The organism is Fulvivirga maritima (genome assembly GCF_021389955.1).
Taxonomy (GTDB): Bacteria; Bacteroidota; Bacteroidia; order Cytophagales; family Cyclobacteriaceae; genus Fulvivirga; species Fulvivirga maritima.
This window is the reverse complement of record NZ_CP089980.1, coordinates 3,171,584-3,188,313: the sequence shown is the minus strand read 5'-3', so window position 1 is coordinate 3,188,313 and position 16,730 is coordinate 3,171,584. Positions and strand designations below refer to the sequence as shown.

General features: G+C 38.1%; 15 protein-coding genes. 11 read left to right on the top strand and 4 right to left on the bottom strand.

What is annotated here, in order from left to right:
- The first annotated feature begins 2 nt into the window (after positions 1-2).
- From LVD15_RS13740 to LVD15_RS13730, 3 genes are read left to right on the top strand one after another with little or no spacing between them, the layout of a single operon-like run.
- Positions 3-278 (top strand): hypothetical protein, encoded by a 276-nt coding sequence (locus tag LVD15_RS13740; RefSeq protein WP_233780909.1) that lies wholly within the window; start codon positions 3-5, stop codon positions 276-278.
- The gene (locus LVD15_RS13735; RefSeq protein WP_233780908.1) at positions 275-1,036 is read left to right on the top strand and encodes an MBL fold metallo-hydrolase; all 762 of its coding nucleotides are present in this window, start codon (positions 275-277) and stop codon (positions 1,034-1,036) included. The genes LVD15_RS13740 and LVD15_RS13735 overlap by 4 nt, the downstream gene beginning before the upstream one ends.
- Positions 1,037-1,039: 3 nt before the next feature.
- Positions 1,040-2,587, top strand: coding sequence for an NFACT RNA binding domain-containing protein (locus LVD15_RS13730; protein ID WP_233780907.1), 1,548 nt, complete (start codon positions 1,040-1,042; stop codon positions 2,585-2,587).
- 131 nt (positions 2,588-2,718) lie between these two features.
- Here LVD15_RS13730 and pyk read toward each other — a convergent pair whose 3' ends face one another.
- Both pyk and LVD15_RS13720 read right to left on the bottom strand, forming a co-directional pair.
- Positions 2,719-4,149: a pyruvate kinase gene (pyk, locus tag LVD15_RS13725; protein WP_233780906.1), complete on the bottom strand. Its 1,431-nt coding sequence runs from the start codon at positions 4,147-4,149 to the stop codon at positions 2,719-2,721.
- 1 nt (position 4,150) lies between these two features.
- Positions 4,151-4,570 carry an IPExxxVDY family protein gene (locus LVD15_RS13720; RefSeq protein WP_233780905.1) on the bottom strand — a complete coding sequence of 140 codons (420 nt, stop codon included), beginning with the start codon at positions 4,568-4,570 and terminating at the stop codon, positions 4,151-4,153.
- Between the two features lie 271 nt (positions 4,571-4,841).
- On the opposite strand from LVD15_RS13720, the gene LVD15_RS13715 reads away from it, so the two are divergent.
- The 6 genes from LVD15_RS13715 (at position 4,842) to LVD15_RS13690 (ending at position 11,717) form a co-directional block, all read left to right on the top strand.
- Complete coding sequence (locus LVD15_RS13715; RefSeq protein WP_202245760.1) at positions 4,842-5,081, top strand: acyl carrier protein; 240 nt, start codon at positions 4,842-4,844, stop codon at positions 5,079-5,081.
- 37 nt (positions 5,082-5,118) lie between these two features.
- Positions 5,119-6,372: a beta-ketoacyl-ACP synthase II gene (fabF, locus tag LVD15_RS13710; protein ID WP_233780904.1), complete on the top strand. Its 1,254-nt coding sequence runs from the start codon at positions 5,119-5,121 to the stop codon at positions 6,370-6,372.
- A complete protein-coding gene (rnc, locus tag LVD15_RS13705) occupies positions 6,372-7,115 on the top strand; it encodes a ribonuclease III (protein WP_233780903.1) in 744 nt (247 codons plus the stop codon). The genes fabF and rnc overlap by 1 nt, the downstream gene beginning before the upstream one ends.
- A gap of 37 nt (positions 7,116-7,152) precedes the next feature.
- On the top strand, positions 7,153-8,994 hold the full coding sequence (gene nadE, locus LVD15_RS13700) for an NAD(+) synthase (protein WP_233780901.1): 1,842 nt from the start codon (positions 7,153-7,155) through the stop codon (positions 8,992-8,994).
- Positions 8,995-9,008: 14 nt separating this feature from the next.
- The gene (lgt, locus tag LVD15_RS13695) at positions 9,009-10,178 is read left to right on the top strand and encodes a prolipoprotein diacylglyceryl transferase (RefSeq protein WP_233780899.1); all 1,170 of its coding nucleotides are present in this window, start codon (positions 9,009-9,011) and stop codon (positions 10,176-10,178) included.
- A gap of 120 nt (positions 10,179-10,298) precedes the next feature.
- Positions 10,299-11,717 carry a POTRA domain-containing protein gene (locus LVD15_RS13690; protein ID WP_233780897.1) on the top strand — a complete coding sequence of 473 codons (1,419 nt, stop codon included), beginning with the start codon at positions 10,299-10,301 and terminating at the stop codon, positions 11,715-11,717.
- Here the strand turns inward: LVD15_RS13690 and LVD15_RS13685 are convergent.
- Positions 11,714-12,325 carry a toxin-antitoxin system YwqK family antitoxin gene (locus LVD15_RS13685; RefSeq protein ID WP_233780895.1) on the bottom strand — a complete coding sequence of 204 codons (612 nt, stop codon included), beginning with the start codon at positions 12,323-12,325 and terminating at the stop codon, positions 11,714-11,716. The two genes, LVD15_RS13690 and LVD15_RS13685, sit on opposite strands and share 4 nt — an antisense overlap.
- A gap of 65 nt (positions 12,326-12,390) precedes the next feature.
- Here LVD15_RS13685 and LVD15_RS13680 point away from each other — a divergent pair, with 65 nt between their 5' ends.
- Complete coding sequence (locus LVD15_RS13680; protein ID WP_233780893.1) at positions 12,391-13,209, top strand: PorV/PorQ family protein; 819 nt, start codon at positions 12,391-12,393, stop codon at positions 13,207-13,209.
- Positions 13,206-15,272, top strand: a complete 2,067-nt coding sequence (locus LVD15_RS13675) for a ComEA family DNA-binding protein (protein WP_233780892.1) — start codon at positions 13,206-13,208, stop codon at positions 15,270-15,272. Before LVD15_RS13680 ends, LVD15_RS13675 begins: the two co-directional genes overlap by 4 nt.
- Here the strand turns inward: LVD15_RS13675 and LVD15_RS13670 are convergent.
- A complete protein-coding gene (locus LVD15_RS13670) occupies positions 15,269-16,474 on the bottom strand; it encodes a hypothetical protein (RefSeq protein ID WP_233780890.1) in 1,206 nt (401 codons plus the stop codon). The genes LVD15_RS13675 and LVD15_RS13670 overlap by 4 nt on opposite strands.
- Positions 16,475-16,730: the final 256 nt, after the last annotated feature.

Below are 16,730 nucleotides of genomic sequence, written 5' to 3'. Positions count from 1 at the left end.
TAATGACTATCAAATACTCTCATCACTTTTTAAATAAGCTAGAAGATCTGCTTGCTGAGACAGAGTATATATTAAGATATGAAAAAGGCAATTTCAAATCTGGCTGGTGCGTACTTAATGATAACAGAGTAATAGTTGTGAACAAGTATTTTGCCCTTGATGGTAAAATCAATTGCCTGTTAGACATTATAAAGACCGTATCTATAAATAAGGACCAGCTGAGTGAGAAAAACCAAAAGCTATATCATGAACTGGCACAAACGTCTCTTGAGTTGTGAAGGTAACCACACTAGGCACCGGCACATCTCAAGGGGTACCAGTTATTGCATGTGACTGCGAAGTGTGCAAATCTCTGGATTATCATGATAAAAGAACGCGTACCTCTATACATATAGAAATAGAAGGCAAAAGCTTCATCATTGATACCGGGCCTGATTTCAGAAATCAGGTTTTAAGAGAAAGAATCACCCAGCTCGATGCTATTATCTTCACCCATGAGCATAAAGACCATACCGCTGGCCTGGATGATGTGCGCGCCTTTAACTTTAAACAGCAAAAGGACATGCCCATTTATGCTCGCAGCAGGGTAATAGATCAGCTAAAGCAAGAGTTTAGCTATGCTTTTGCTGAAAAAAAATATCCGGGCGTCCCTCAAATCCGTGTAAACGAAATTACCGGACAGCCTTTTGAGGTAGAAGGAGTTGAATTTACGCCTATAGAAGTAATGCACCTCAAGCTTCCTGTTTTTGGGTTTAGAATAAAAGATTTCACCTATATAACAGACGCTAACTATATAAGCGAGGAGCAAAAAGAAAAGATAAAAGGCTCCAAGGTGCTACTGCTAAATGCACTGCAAAAAGAACATCATATTTCGCATTTCAATCTGGAAGAAGCACTTGCTCTGGCCAAAGAAATAAACGCAGAAAAAACCTATCTTACGCACATTAGCCACAAAATGGGGCTACATAAAGAAATAGAACCAACTCTCCCTGAAAACGTTCATCTTGCTTACGATGGATTAACAATAGAGATTTAATTGATGCATAATAACTACTACTTTTTAAAGCATCTTACCAATTCACTTACTCCTCAACTTAATAATGCAGAACTGGTAGAATGCTTTACTCAAAACAAAAACGAACTCATATTCGCTTTTGCCGGCAAAGATGATATCTATATAAAAGCTCATCTTTCTCCTGCTTTTTGCTGCCTGTCTCTGCCCAACAATTTTAGCAGAGCCAGAAAAAACAGCGTAGATCTTTTCGAGGATATTATCAGCAAAAAAGTGACGGGGATACGCATGTTTCTTAACGAACGCTGTTTTGCCCTGCAATTCACAGAGGGCTATCAGCTGCTCTTTAAAATGCACGGCAACCGCTCTAACATTATTCTTTTCAAAGAAGAGACTATCATAGAAATCTTTAAAAAAGGCCTTAAAAATGATTTCGATATAAACATTAATGAGCTCGATAGATCTATTGGCCAAAGTTATGATCACTTCATAAAAGAAGAAGGCAATTTTAAAAAGCTCTTCCCCACTTTTGGTCCGGTCATAAAAGACTATTTCAAAAGTATTAACTATGACTCCCTAACTACGGAGCAGAAATGGGAAGCTATACAAACAGTACTAAAACAGCTGGAATCTCCTGATTTTCATATTACCGAAATCAATGAAAAGCTTACGCTTAGCCTCATTTACACTGGCAATGTAATAGAAGAATTCAACGATCCCGTTGAGGCCTTAAATCACTTTTTTATAAAATATATTTCTGATGAAAGCATCCGTCAGCTCAAAAAACAACTGCTTTCTGATATTGAAAAAAACATAAGGAAGAGTGAAGGCTATATCAAAAAAACAGGAGATAAGCTCAAAGGAATAGAGCAAAACCAAAACTACAGTCAGCTGGCAGATATTATTATGGCTAATCTGCATAATATCTCTCCAAGATCTACAGAAGCCACTCTTGATAATTTTTATGACAATAATAGCCCTATCAGCATTAAACTAAAACGAGACCTTTCGCCTCAAAAAAATGCTGAGAACTATTATCGTAAAGCCAAAAACCAGGCGCTGGAGGTAAAAGCTCTAAAGAAAAATCTTGCTCAGAAAGAAGACCTTCTGCTGGAGTTAATGCTGAAAAAAGAAAACATTGAGAGCACAGAGGACCTTAAAACCTTAAAAGGCCTTACAAAGCAAAATAACTCTGAAAAAAATGAGCAGCAGCCGAAGCCGTTTATGAGTTTTGTGTATAATAATTGGCACTTATGGGTGGGTAAAAACGCACGAAATAATGATCTGTTGCTGCAGCAATATGCCTATAAAGATGATTTATGGCTACATGCCAAAGATGTAAGTGGCTCACATGTACTTATTAAACATCAGGCAGGAAAAAGCTTCCCTCAGCATGTCATAGAAAAGGCCGCACAGCTAGCCGCATACTATTCAAAAAGGAAAAACGATACGCTATGTCCTGTAATAGTTACTCCCAGAAAATTTGTAAGAAAGAGGAAAGGTGATCCTGCTGGTATGGTGGCTGTAGATAAAGAAGAAAGCGTAATACTCGTGCCTCCTAGCAATGAACTGTAATCAAAAAAGATAACCTTATATATAAAGAAAGAGGTTGCATCAAAAGTTACTTTTAAGTCATGCTGACACTCTCTAATGAGAAGTAACTATTATTGATACAACCTCTTTTATATTATTAAGAAGTCTTCTTCTTACTCTACTATATTAAGCTTTATAGTATTTGTTCTTCCTCTCTCTTTAAGAGGCATACTAGCTGTAGTTATAAACACATCTCCTTGATGGATATATCCATTGCTTTTCAAGATCTCTTCAATATCAGCAAAAGTATGGTCAGTAGACTCTGCTTTATCATAATAGAAACCTCTTACACCCCAGATAAGGTTCATAGTGTTAAGCAAAGGTCTGTTATGAGTGAAGATGAAGATATTACCTTTAGGTCTGTGCGCTGCTAATTTAAAAGCAGTATAACCTGAAGCTGTCATACCCACAATAGCACTAGCTTTAGTAGTTTGTGCTAATCTACAAGCATTAAGAATTAACGCATTGTTATGGAATAAAGGATCTTCTTTATCAGGCACTTCATGCTTAAAGTATACATCAGCCTGTCTTTCTACACTAGTAATAGTTTTCACCATACTACGTATTACCTCTACAGGGAAAAGACCGGCAGCTGTTTCAGCAGAAAGCATTAATGCATCAGCACCATCCATTACAGCGTTAGCCACGTCATTAGTTTCCGCTCTGGTAGGCCTGGGGTTTTCAATCATACTCTCCATCATTTGAGTAGCTATGATTACAGGCTTAGCCAGTTTATTACATTTTTCTACGATCATTTTCTGCGCCATAGGCACTTCTTCCATGAAGATCTCCACACCCAGGTCACCTCTGGCTACCATTACAGCGTCAGTCTCTTCTATGATCTCATCTATATTTTTAATAGCCTCTGGCTTTTCTACCTTAGCTATAATACGGCTTGTTTTTCCGGCTGCTTCTATTCTTCTTCTCAGGTCACGAATATCTTCAGCTGATCTAACGAAAGAAAGCGCTACCCATTCAATATCATGAGGTAAGCCAAATTCTAAGTCAGCAACATCTTTTTCGGTTAATGAAGGAGCAGACACCTTAGTATAAGGCATGTTAATACCTTTTCTAGATTTCAGTTTACCACCGAATACTACTTCAGTTTCAACTTCTCTTCCATTTTTACCAGTCACTTTAAGTTCGATCTTACCATCATCGATAAGGATCATATCTCCTGCCTCTACATCATCTGGCAGACCTTGATAAACAGTACTGGCTTTTTCACTAGTACCTACCATTTCTTCGGTAGTAATAATAAATTTTTGTCCAGTAGTGATTTCTGCCCCCTTTTCTACTTCTCCCAATCTGATTTTAGGGCCTTGCAAATCTTGAAGTAAACAAACATGGGTTCCTAGCTCATCATTTAACTCACGAACATATTGAATCACTTTAGAGTGATCATCATGTGTACCATGAGAAAAGTTCAACCTAAAAATATCCACCCCCTCTTGCATAAGCTTTCGAAGCATATCTTTCTCATTAGAGGCTGGGCCCACTGTAGCCACAATTTTCGTTTTGTTAAAGTGTATTTCCTGATCCATATTAAGTTAAAAAGTTGTCTTTTGACTTTAAATTATTTACTTCGATAGCGGCAATATATTCAATCCATGTGACTTCTTTTAATGCTTTTATTATTTCTTCTGTCACAAACGATTGATATTCCAGAGACGTTTTTATAAGATAATCATAATGTGGCATTTCTGGAATAAGATAGGCATTTTCACCATCTAAAGATTTATTTTTATATAACTGTAAATAACAACTCTCGTTTTCGAATATATAATTTCCAAATAATGATGTTCTTCCATTCTTTATTTCAAGGGAGATATCCTCCTCTTTCTTTAATCGTATAGACAAGCTTTTATTAATGCACCACGCCATTTTATAAAATCTGGTAGAAGAAATAACCCCTAAAAGGTCAAAATCATACACATGTTCTATAAATAGCTTTGTCTTTTTCACTCAGTATATTATAATATAATGTGTGCAATCAATTTGCTTTAGCAGACAAAATCATGAAAAAAGTACATTCCTGATTTGTTTAGCCCTATTACAACCCCGAATAAAGAATTGTTAATCACGCCGCAAAGTTCTCTAAAATTTGCAAATATTATAAGTTTTTGAGTGAATATTCGGCATTTTTACATCAATAATAACTTTAAATAAATTGTTTGACATTATTATATTTAATGCATTTCTTTGCAGATATTTTAACTATTAAAACATTAAAAACATGTCTGAAATAGCACAAAAAGTTAAATCAATAATTATTGATAAGTTGGGAGTTGAAGAATCAGAGGTTACTCCTGAAGCTAGCTTCACAAATGATTTAGGAGCCGACTCATTAGATACAGTTGAATTAATTATGGAATTTGAGAAAGAGTTCAACATTTCAATCCCTGATGATCAGGCAGAAAACATCTCTACTGTTGGCCAAGCAATTTCTTATTTAGAAGAAAACGTTAAAAGCTAATTTAAAACACCCTTTTATATAATTCTAACCCTCCTTTATGACGTTGAGAAGAGTAGTAGTTACAGGTTTAGGTGCCCTCACGCCTGTAGGAAACACGGCCCAGGATTTTTGGGCTGGTTTAACAAAAGGTGTAAGTGGCGCAGCCCGTATTACGAGATTTGATCCTGAAAAATTTCGCACACAATTCGCTTGCGAAATAAAAGACTATAATCCTGAAGCTTATTTTGACAGAAAGGAAGCCCGTAAAATGGATCCTTTCACTCAGTATGCCATGGTTGTGGCAGATGAGGCCATCAAAGATTCTCAGTTAGATCTGGATTCTATCGACTTGAATAGAGCAGGGGTAATTTGGGGCTCTGGTATTGGAGGACTCATGACTTTTCAGGAAGAAGTTAAAAGTTACGCGAACAATGATAACACACCGCGTTTTAACCCATTCTTCATTCCTAAAATGATTGCTGACATCAGTGCTGGCTACATTTCAATAAAATACGGGTTTCACGGCCCTAATTTTGTTACCGTTTCTGCCTGTGCTTCAGCCACTAATGCACTTATAGATGCATTAAACTACATCCGTTTAGGACATATGGATGTGGCTATTTCTGGTGGTAGTGAAGCGGCAGTAACAGAAGCCGGAATTGGTGGATTTAATGCTATGAAAGCCCTTTCTGAAAGAAATGATTCTCCTGAAACAGCTTCCAGACCTTTTGATAAAGATCGTGAAGGCTTTGTATTAGGAGAAGGTGCAGGAGCGCTCATTCTTGAAGAATATGAACATGCAAAAGCAAGAGGTGCAAAAATATACGCTGAGATAATTGGTGGCGGTATGTCTGCTGATGCTCATCACATTACTGCTCCACATCCTGAAGGACTAGGAGCTACTAATGTTATGATCAATGCTTTGGCCGATGCCAAAATCTCACCCGAAGATGTTGACTATATCAATGTGCATGGTACATCTACTCCGCTAGGCGATATTAGTGAAACATTGGCCATTAAAAAGGTATTTGGTGAGCATGCTTATAACTTAAACATAAGTTCTACTAAATCAATGACTGGTCACCTTTTAGGTGCTGCCGGTGCTATTGAAGCAGTAGCTAGTATCCTTGCCATAAAGAATGGTATTATCCCTCCTACCATCAATCATTTTACTGATGATGATAGCTTGGATAACAACCTGAATTTTACCTTTAATAAGGCTCAGGAAAGAGACGTTAATGTTGCTTTGAGTAACACTTTTGGTTTTGGAGGTCACAATACCTCTATTATTTTTAGAAAAATCCAAGAATAGTGCATCGTGGTGTATCTCGCCTTGTAAACATTTTTCGAAAAAGAACTAAAAAAGACAAAAGGCTTATTACCGCAATTAAAACAATTGTGGGTAGTAAGCCTTTTAATTTAAAACTTTACCAGCTGGCCATAAAACATAGTTCTATGGCCAGGGTAAATAGCCGTGGTTTAAAAGAATCTAACGAAAGACTAGAATACCTCGGTGATGCTGTGCTGGGCGCCATAGTAGCAGATTATCTTTTCAAAACCTTCCCTTTTAAAGATGAAGGATTCCTCACAGAAATACGTTCTCGTATCGTTAACAGAGAATCTCTCAATACTTTAGGTAAAAAAATTGGTCTTAACCAGCTGGTAGAATATGACCAGAACAAAAAGAATGCGCTCTCGCATAAATCTCTTTACGGAGACACTTTAGAGGCGCTGGTGGGAGCTGTATATCTGGATAAAGGCTATCGTTTCTGCTCTAAATTTGTACTGGAAAAACTCATCATCCCTTATTTTGATATCAACGAGATAATCAGGTCTAACCCTAACTGGAAGAGTAAAATCATAGAGTGGTCTCAAAAGGAAAACAAAGAGCTTAAATTTGAGATTATAGGGGTAAAAGCGGAAAAACAGCACCGTGAATTTACCGCGCAAGTATACATAGATGATGAGCCCATGGCCACCGGCGTAGGAGCCAGCAAGAAAAAAGCAGAACAAAATGCGGCTCAAAAAACCTGTGAAATATTGAAGTTGGAATAAAGATTCCGATCTTCGCTCCTATAAAATCATTCTTTGCATGACAAAATTAGCAGGAGCAACACTTAACCAAACCGCCCTCAACTGGGAAAGCAATTATAAACATATAGCTGAAGCCATAAAAACAGCTCAGGAAAATCAGGTAGACATACTTTGCCTGCCAGAGCTATGTATTACTGGTTATGGCTGCGAAGATCTATTTTTAGGCAACTGGATTTACGATCGGGCACTGCAAGAGTTAGAAAAAGTGAGGCCTCTGTGTACTAACATTTTAGTGGCGGTAGGTCTACCTGTGAAGTTTGAAGGCAAGAATTACAACACCACTTGTATTGTAAAAGATACTGAGATTCTTGGCTTTTATGTAAAACAAAACCTGGCCAATGATGGTGTACACTATGAACCACGCTGGTTTACTCCAGGAACTTCAGAAAAAGTAGATACCATTACCATTAACAATAAAACCTATGACTTTGGAGATATAGTTCTAGAGTTTGGTGATATTAAAATGGGCTTTGAAATATGTGAAGATGCCTGGAGAGAAGTACGACCTGCTTGTAGGCTTTATGAAAAGGGAGTAAACCTTATTCTCAACCCTAGTGCCAGCCATTTCGCTTTTGATAAAACACTGGCTCGCGAAGAGTTAGTAGTATCCAGCTCCAAAAATTTTCACTGTACCTACTTATATGCTAACCTGCTTGGTAACGAAGCGGGCAGAATGATATATGACGGAGAAATGCTCATAGCCAGGCACGGAACCCTCATTCAAAGAAATGAATGGCTCTCCTTTCAGGATGTGCAACTGATCTATGCTAACGTAGATTTTTCTAATGAAAATGAAACCTACTCCGCCCCTAAGAAATATGCCAGAGATAAAAACACTGAATTTTTAAAAGCAGAGACCTTAGCGCTTTATGACTACCTGAGAAAAAGTAGAAGCAAAGGTTTTATCCTTTCCTTAAGCGGAGGGGCTGACTCGTCTTCTATTGCGGTATTAGTGGCCGAAATGGTAAGAAGGGGAATAGCAGAGTTAGGAGTAGATAAATTCCTCTCAAAAGCTGGTCTTAGCTCCATAGAAGCACGAGACGTCAGGGGAATTGTTTCTGCCATATTCACTTGCGCATACCAGGGTACTGTAAACAGCTCAGAAGACACTTTTAACTCTGCTAAAGAGCTTGCATCTCAGCTTGGCGCTACTTTTTATCACTGGCTTATTGATGAGGAAGTAGCATCATATACCAAAAAAATAGAAAAGGCCATTGACAGGCCACTTACCTGGGAGCAGGATGATATCACGCTTCAAAACATTCAGGCAAGAGCTCGCTCTCCTATCATCTGGATGTTAGCCAACATTAACAATGCCTTACTCCTTACCACCTCTAACCGTAGTGAAGGAGATGTAGGCTATGCCACCATGGACGGAGATACCAGCGGCAGTATCTCTCCTATTGCTGCTGTAGACAAGCATTTCATTATCGGCTGGCTTAACTGGGCTGAGCAAGAGTTAGGCTATTCTGCATTATCGCATGTAAACTCACTGCAGCCAAGTGCGGAGCTGAGACCACTAGAAAATAAGCAGACTGATGAAACTGATTTGATGCCTTATCATATCATAGTAGAAATTGAAAAACTGGCTATTAAAGAACATCAGTCGCCACTGGAAGTATTTAAAGCATTATCTCCTAAAAACCTGGAGGCCGATGAACTGCTGAAGCAACACATCACCAGATTCTATACTTTATGGTCTAGAAATCAATGGAAAAGAGAGCGTATAGCCCCTTCTTTTCATGTGGATGATTTTAACGTGGATCCTCGCACCTGGTGCCGATTCCCAATATTATCAGGCAGCTTTAAAGAAGAACTAGAAGCGCTCAACAACTATTAATAGCCAAAGCTTATATGTTTAATTTGAGCTACATTATTTGGGAGCCAAATCCTATATTTTTTCATTTGCCCATAAGCGAATACCCTGTAAGGTATTATGGCATTCTTTTCACTCTGGGGCTAATTATAAGCCAGCAGATACTATTTTATGTATTCAAAAAAGAAGGCAAACCAGAAAGAGATGTAGAGTCTTTAACCATCTACCTGCTCATAGCCACAGTGGTAGGAGCTCGTCTGGGTCATGTCATTTTTTATGATTTCCTTAACAATCCAGAGAAAATTTGGCAAGATCCACTGTATGTTTTCAGAGTATGGGAAGGTGGACTCGCGAGCCATGGAGCAGCAATTGGGATATTATTAGCCTTATGGTTTTATAGTCGTTTTCAATTTAGAATAAGCCCTTTCAAAGCCAAAAAGCTGGTCTTCAAGAAGCAAAAAAGGCCCAATCAGTCCTTTTTACAGATAGTAGACAGAATAGCCATAGTAGTAGCGCTGTGTGGCTGTTTCATAAGAGTAGGTAATTTTATTAATTCAGAAATTATAGGCACGCCCACTCACTCTGACTTCGGCGTAGTGTTCGTGAACAATCTAAATCTATTCACTCAGGATGATAGCAGTCCCATAGAAAGCATCTCTTATGTACAAAATCACCTGGCACCACCTATTGAGCCTGGCTACATGCCAATAGACCTTACACTGAATTTCAAAGCTCACCCAGATGTGCAGACAGAAGAAGGTATTGAAAGTTTTTTAAATGGCTATTTTTTAACACAACTAAAAAGCAGGAGCTTTCTTAATGAGCACTTTTACTATCCTCCATCTACTGAGCTTTCACCGCTAATTAGCAAAACCAGCACAGGAGAATATGAGGCAACCATAATAGTATATGGAATAGTGCGGCACCCGGCTCAACTCTATGAAGCATTTAGCTGCCTTGTTTTATTCTTCATTCTTTTCGGAATATGGAACAAAAAAAGGCTCAATACGCCTCCTGGGCTACTATTCGGAATATTGCTGATGGTTGTTTTTAGCCTGCGCTTTCTCTATGAGTTTATTAAAGAAAATCAACTTTCTTTTGAGAACAAGCTTATGCTAAACATGGGGCAGACATTAAGTATACCCTTGATTATAAGCGGAGTAATTATCCTAATTTATGCACTAAGGAAGGATAAGCAGAAGAATTAATATAAATAGAGAGCCATAAACGTTTAGTTTATACAATACTATTTCATATTTTTAATACTTTACTAAATATTTTGACCTGGCCTGGTAACGGAAATGCTTGTATTTCTACTGTCTCTTTTTATGTCTTATTCTCCCTCGCAGGTAGTAGAAGCCGAAGCTTTTTCCACCTACGATAGCATACCTTCTCAGCAGGTTCATGAAGATTCCGTCAAAAGCAAATATGTTTATATAGATAACATTTTTGTAATTGGTAATAAAAGAACAAAGAAAGCCATCATACTCAGAGAGATGAGCATAAATGCCGGAGAATATTTCTATGAGCCAGATTTAGAAGACATCATTCGACAAGACCGAAATAAAATATTTAATACACGACTCTTTAATACTGTTGAAGTTTCGCTTCTTGAATTACAAAATGACAAGGTAGATGTAGTGGTTAAAGTCAGTGAAAGATGGTACACTTTTCCCGTACCTATTTTTGATCTGGTAGATCGTAATTTTAATGACTGGTGGCAAAACCAGAACCATGACCTTAGCCGCGTAAATTATGGATTAAAGCTGTTTCAAAATAATGTAAGAGGCAGAAACGAGCGACTTAAACTGGTAGCGCAGTTTGGATATACCAAACAATTTGAAGTAGCTTACTTTGTGCCATACCTTGATAAATCTCAGCGCCACGGAATCTCCTTTTTATATTCTTATGCTGACAATAAAAACATTGCTTACAGAACCGTAGACCATAAAAGAGAATTTCTTGATTCTGAAGATGTACTGCGGGTACAGAAGCGCTACGGGTTAGGCTATCAGTTTAGAAACTCCTTTTATTCTACCCATCGTTTAAACTTATATTTTAATGACAACTGGGTAAATGATACCGTAACCTTCGAAAACTCAAACTACTATTTAGATAATGAGAGGGAGCAGAAATACTTTAGCATCGCTTATAACTTTGTGCACGATAAACGGAATAATGTCACCTACCCATTAAAAGGATCCGAAGTTAATATTTTTGCCAGAAAATATGGCTTGGGCATTTTTGATGACCTTAATCAACTCGACCTTGGGGGGCAATACTCAAAATTTATTGACTTAGGCAAAGATTACTATTTCTCTAACTACAGCTCGGTATACGTTAGTTTTCCAGAGAACCAACCCTATTCTAATTTAAGAGGGCTGGGGTATTCTTATGACTTTATCAGAGGCTATGAGCTTTATGTAGTAGAATCAAAATCCTTTTTACTTAACCGGTCTACGCTAAAAAAGAGGCTGTGGAGCTTTAGCACTGACCTTAACTTCATTCCTATAGATCAGTTTAAAACAGTGCCTATTGATATATATTTTAAGCTCTATTTTGATATGGGCTATTCTGAAAATCTGACAAACTATGACCAGAACACTATGCTAACCGATCGTTATCTATTTGGCTGTGGTGCAGGCTTTGACATTGTTTCCTACTATGATACTGTGATTAGGCTGGAATACTCCATGAACCGGGAAATGGAACACGGATTATTTGTCCATTTTAGAAAAGAGTTCTAATATTTCACTTCTTTCCGCTTTCCTTTTGGAGAAACTTCATACCACTTCCCCACTCTTTCTCCATTTTCATAACTCCCTATAAACTCTAACCTTCCTTTATCATCATAAAACTTCCATTCACCTGTTTCCTTACCTTGCTTATAAGCGCCTTCTTGAATCAGAACACCTGCTTCATTATAAACCTTCCAGCTTCCCTCAGGCCAGCCATTTACATACCGAACTTCTCGCTTTAACTGTCCATTAGAGTAATAAAACTTCCAGGTACCCGCATACTTCCCTTCGTCATATTTCCCTTTCTTCTCTACATTTCCATTATTATGATAGTAGATCGCCGAATCTATCAACACATCAGATTTCCAATGTTCCTCCCCAATTTTATTGCCCTCCAAATTATAGTAGGTTACATCTCCATCTAACTGACCTTTGTTATTATAGTTTTCAACTGCATTTTTCTCTCCATTAGGATAATATAGAATCCATTTCCCCTGTTTCACTCCCTCTCTTAAGGTTCCTATTCCTTTCAACTTTCCATCATTATACCTCAATGTATCCTGCGCAGCCAGACTAAGAGGCAAAAGCAGTAAAACCATGATTTTCAGCACCTTCATTACATCTATTTCACTTAAAAAGTGATTTTTATTAATTTATAATAAGTATCTCTAAGTTAAATAATTTGGGAAAGCTTGTCTTCATATTACTCTTTATCCTGCTGTCAATACCCTTAGCAAGTGCTCAAAACACGCATCAGTTTAGTGCCAGAGCTAAGGCAATGGGCTACACTACAGCCACCTTGCAGGATGGCTGGTCACTACTCAACAATCCGGCAGGGCTCAGCAAATTAACCGATGTAGCCGTACTTGGTGGGTTTGAAAACAAATATGGAATAGCCGGATTAAACACTATAGCCGCAGGCGTTTATTCCCCGGTTCCAACAGGTGTAGCAGGCATATCCTTCCTCAAGTTTGGTGATGACCTATACCATGAACAGGAGCTCTCGCTGAGCTATGCTAACCATTTTGGTATAGCAGGTTTAGGGGTCCGGTTAAACTACAGCCAATATCATTTAGAAGGCTATGGCAACAAAAGCTTTATCACCATCGATTTTGGAGGAATTGCCAGTCTTTCTGAGCAGTTATTAGTTGGGGCATACATCACTAATATCAACCAACCGCAACTTTCAGAGTTTGAAGATGAGCGTGTCCCTATCACCCTGCAAGCAGGGCTATCTTACCGGCCTACTTCATCGGTAATCATTAACATAGAAGCAGAAAAAGACATAGATTATGACCTGAACATGAAGTTAGGACTCGAATATGTATTTCTGAAATACATAGCTGTAAGGGCAGGAGCACAAACTTCTCCTTTTATTCATTATGCCGGCCTGGGTTTCTTCACTAGCCGATTAAAAGTCGATTATGCCTTAAGCAATGATAGCCAGCTAGGCCTTACTCATCAGGTAGGTATTTCTCATATTATAAAAATGACTCAATGAAATGGCTACTGTGTTTCATAGGCATTTTAATTACCTGCTTTGCATGTGCTCAAAAGAGGCAGGAAAACTTTGACCTACAGCTATTCATTGAAAATCTTTTCTCGGTGCAGGACAGCGACCTGAGTTATGAAGAACTCTATGAATCATTATTGCTTTATTACACGCATCCGCTTAATATAAATAAAGCAGATAAAGATGATTTAAGGGCATTATACATATTGAGTGATCAGCAGATAGATAACATCATTAACTACCGACTAAAGTATGGCAACCTGCTTTCCATTTATGAACTACAGGCCATCCCAGAATTAACTTTGGCAGACATCCGTAAACTAGTCCCTTTTATAACAGTAAATGATTATGGCCTTAATAAAGATCAAAATCCGTTGATTAAGCGCATTTTAAATGAACCTAATAACTATTTTCTACTGCGCTATGAACGAACTATAGAAACCAAGAAGGGCTATACTCCACCTACCGAAACCAGCACTAGCAGATATTCCGGAGCTCCTTATAAATTATATAATCGATTTAGAGTGAGTCATACAAAAGACTTCAGCCTGGGCTATACAGTAGAAAAAGATGCCGGAGAGCCTCTTGCTTTTAATAGACAAACCAATGGCTTTGATTTTTATAGTTTCCACTTTCAACTTCAGAACCAGGGCAAACTTAGCAACTTGATCATTGGAGATTATCAATTACAATTCGGACAAGGGTTATTACTTTCTGCCGGATTCAATATTGGCAAAGGAGCTGAAACCATTACCACGGTACGTCGAAGCAATTTGGGAGCTCGGCCATATACTTCAGTGGTAGAAACCGGGTTCTTCAGAGGAGCTTCTGCCACTTATTCTTTCTCACCACAGTTACAACTCACCACCTTCTACTCCCGGTTGCAACAAGACGCGGTAATCAGGTCAGACTCCAGCAGCAGTTATTATGAGTTCATTTCTTCCGTTCAGAGTAGTGGTTTCCATAGAACTGAATCAGAAATAGCTGCAAAAGATCAAATTACAGAGCAGACTATTGGCGCGCATCTGCTATATAAAGATCATGATAACAACCTGCAAGTTGGAGTTACTTACTTAAACAATAATTACAGTACTCCAATTATAAAATCGCCTTACTTGTATAACCAGTTTGAATTTACAGGCACCCAAAACCATAACCTGGGACTATCCTTACAATACAACTGGCATAACATGGCCTTTTTCAGTGAGGCGGCCCGTTCTAAAAGTGGTGGACTGGCTGCGATCGGCGGCATGATTCTCAACCTAAGCCGTACACTGGAATGCGCTATAGTGCTTAGAAATTACCAGCGAAACTTTCACAGCTTCTATGGCAGTGCCTTTGCTGAAGCAGCCGGCAAAAACATCAATGAAAAAGGCTGGTATTGGGGATTAAAATATTCACCCATACGGAAACTTCAATTATCAGCGTATTTCGACAAGTTCACTTTTCCATGGCTTAAGTTTGGCATCAGCAGCCCCTCCACTGGCTATGAATACCTTGTAAGGGCTAATTATAAACCTAATAGAAAATCCATTCTCTATTTTCAGTATAGAAGAGAATCTAAAGCCAATGATAATTCCCTGCCAGAACAGCCTATGGTTATCACCAGTAATGGTATTAAGGACAATTACACTTTCAATATAGACATAGAGGCCAATGACATTATCTCTCTGAAAACGCGACTACAACTGAGTCACTATAACTTTTCAGGGCAAAGAACCCAAGGTATGGCTCTTATTCAGGATCTTAACATCAATCTTAAAAAAGTCCGTATAAGCACACGATTAGCTCTGTTTGAAACTGACGATTATCAAAACAGACAGTATGCCTATGAAAGAGATGTACTTTACTCCTTTTCGATTCCGGCTTACTATGGTCAGGGCACAAGACAATATGTAGTAATTCGATATAAAATAAGTCGTCATTTAGATTTATGGCTAAAATATGCTCAAACCCTTTATCGAAACCAGGAAAGCATAAGCTCCGGTTTAGAAGAAATAGCAGGAAACACTAAGACCGACCTAAAAATACAGATGAGGCTGCGCTTTTAGCCTAAATAAGAGATTAGCTGCTTCAGCTCCTCATACAAAAACACCTTAGGTAGGTTGATCAACAAAGAAAGCAGCATAAAAGCCGTTATCCATTTATAAGTTTTCTGGAAAAATTCTTCATGTCGAAGAACTGCCATAAACCACCCTAAAAAGAAAGTAAGCATAAATGGACTTAGAATTCTGTAGTCAAAAGGATCAAATGGGGATAATCTTCTCAAAATAATAATAAGTACCAAGTAGAAAGTAGCACTTCCCCATAACACATAGACATCATTATTATTTTTAATAAAAGGCCGTTTTATCAACCTGCTTTGCTTAACCAGAAATATCACTAAAGCTATTTGCAATGCCAGTAGTAAAAAGTACAGTATTTCAAATTCAAAGTAAAAATTACGAGCAAGGGAGAAAGCATTGAATAGGCCATATGATAAATCCCCCATAAAGCCCAAATCACTTACCTGCTCAGGAAACACCCTATCTCCACCGGTATAAGCCCCCATTTGCAGATAGTTATTATAAAAATAGCCGAGTGCCACCGCACTGCTAATGAATAATGCTCCAAAATAATGAAAAGCCTGATTTCTCCTGTTTTTCAAATACAATACAATCATAAATAAGCTCAGGCCAACATAATAAACCAGCCCGGCATACCTGATCATAAAAAGCATAATGAGTATACCTGTGGCCTTCAGCAAAAGCCATTTATCCTGTTTATACCAACTTTCCTTGACTAGAAAAGCCAATAAAACCACAAAAAACAAGAATATAGGCTCGGACCAGGAATAGGAAAACACTTCTAGCATCCCGAAAGAGCAGAAATATAAAAAGGGAAACCAAGCTCTACTGCCCACCCACTTACGCAACAACCAATATATACAGGCCATTGCCAGCACATTGATGAGTTTAGATGCTACTATTACTGAAATAAAACCTCCACTCAACCAACACAAAAAAGCAATAAGCACAGGATACCCAGGAGCCCAGGCAGCAAAATAAATTTCTCTGGTAGTATCATCAAAAGGATAAGTATAAGGAGCCACCAACCCCTTACCTGCTAAAATATTTTCGGCTACTCTAAGATAAAATTCTGAATCTGGTGAAATATAATGCGTAGCTTCCACGGTGATCCGCAGCCATAATACCAAAGCTATAAGCACAAAAAGTACTGCACCGAAAAGATGATTTTTATGACTTATTTTCACACTGAATTATTCAAAATAGAAAGCTCACAAGTTTACCAAAACCAGCAAAATATAAAAATATAATTATGAATGAACTGCATCCCTTATCTTTACAAAAAGCAATAAAATTATGAACGGAGTAGAATTAGTGGACTCATCCATGCTATTAACCATGGTTATTGGATGCATATTGTTTGTGGTAATTTTCTGGGCTATATTCAGGAAAAAAAGATAACATCGGGTCATTATTATATTACCTTTGCAAGAACAAAAGTTT

Bases quoted from the DNA above. Each gene is read 5' to 3' on its own strand.
- LVD15_RS13685 (WP_233780895.1), bottom strand. From the start codon at position 12,325: ATGAAGGTGCTGAAAATCATGGTTTTACTGCTTTTGCCTCTTAGTCTG.
- LVD15_RS13730 (WP_233780907.1), top strand. From the start codon at position 1,040: ATGCATAATAACTACTACTTTTTAAAGCATCTTACCAATTCACTTACT.
- nadE (WP_233780901.1), top strand. From the start codon at position 7,153: ATGACAAAATTAGCAGGAGCAACACTTAACCAAACCGCCCTCAACTGG.
- LVD15_RS13675 (WP_233780892.1), top strand. From the start codon at position 13,206: ATGAAATGGCTACTGTGTTTCATAGGCATTTTAATTACCTGCTTTGCA.
- lgt (WP_233780899.1), top strand. From the start codon at position 9,009: ATGTTTAATTTGAGCTACATTATTTGGGAGCCAAATCCTATATTTTTT.
- LVD15_RS13690 (WP_233780897.1), top strand. From the start codon at position 10,299: ATGTCTTATTCTCCCTCGCAGGTAGTAGAAGCCGAAGCTTTTTCCACC.
- fabF (WP_233780904.1), top strand. From the start codon at position 5,119: ATGACGTTGAGAAGAGTAGTAGTTACAGGTTTAGGTGCCCTCACGCCT.
- pyk (WP_233780906.1), bottom strand. From the start codon at position 4,149: ATGGATCAGGAAATACACTTTAACAAAACGAAAATTGTGGCTACAGTG.
- LVD15_RS13715 (WP_202245760.1), top strand. From the start codon at position 4,842: ATGTCTGAAATAGCACAAAAAGTTAAATCAATAATTATTGATAAGTTG.
- LVD15_RS13740 (WP_233780909.1), top strand. From the start codon at position 3: ATGACTATCAAATACTCTCATCACTTTTTAAATAAGCTAGAAGATCTG.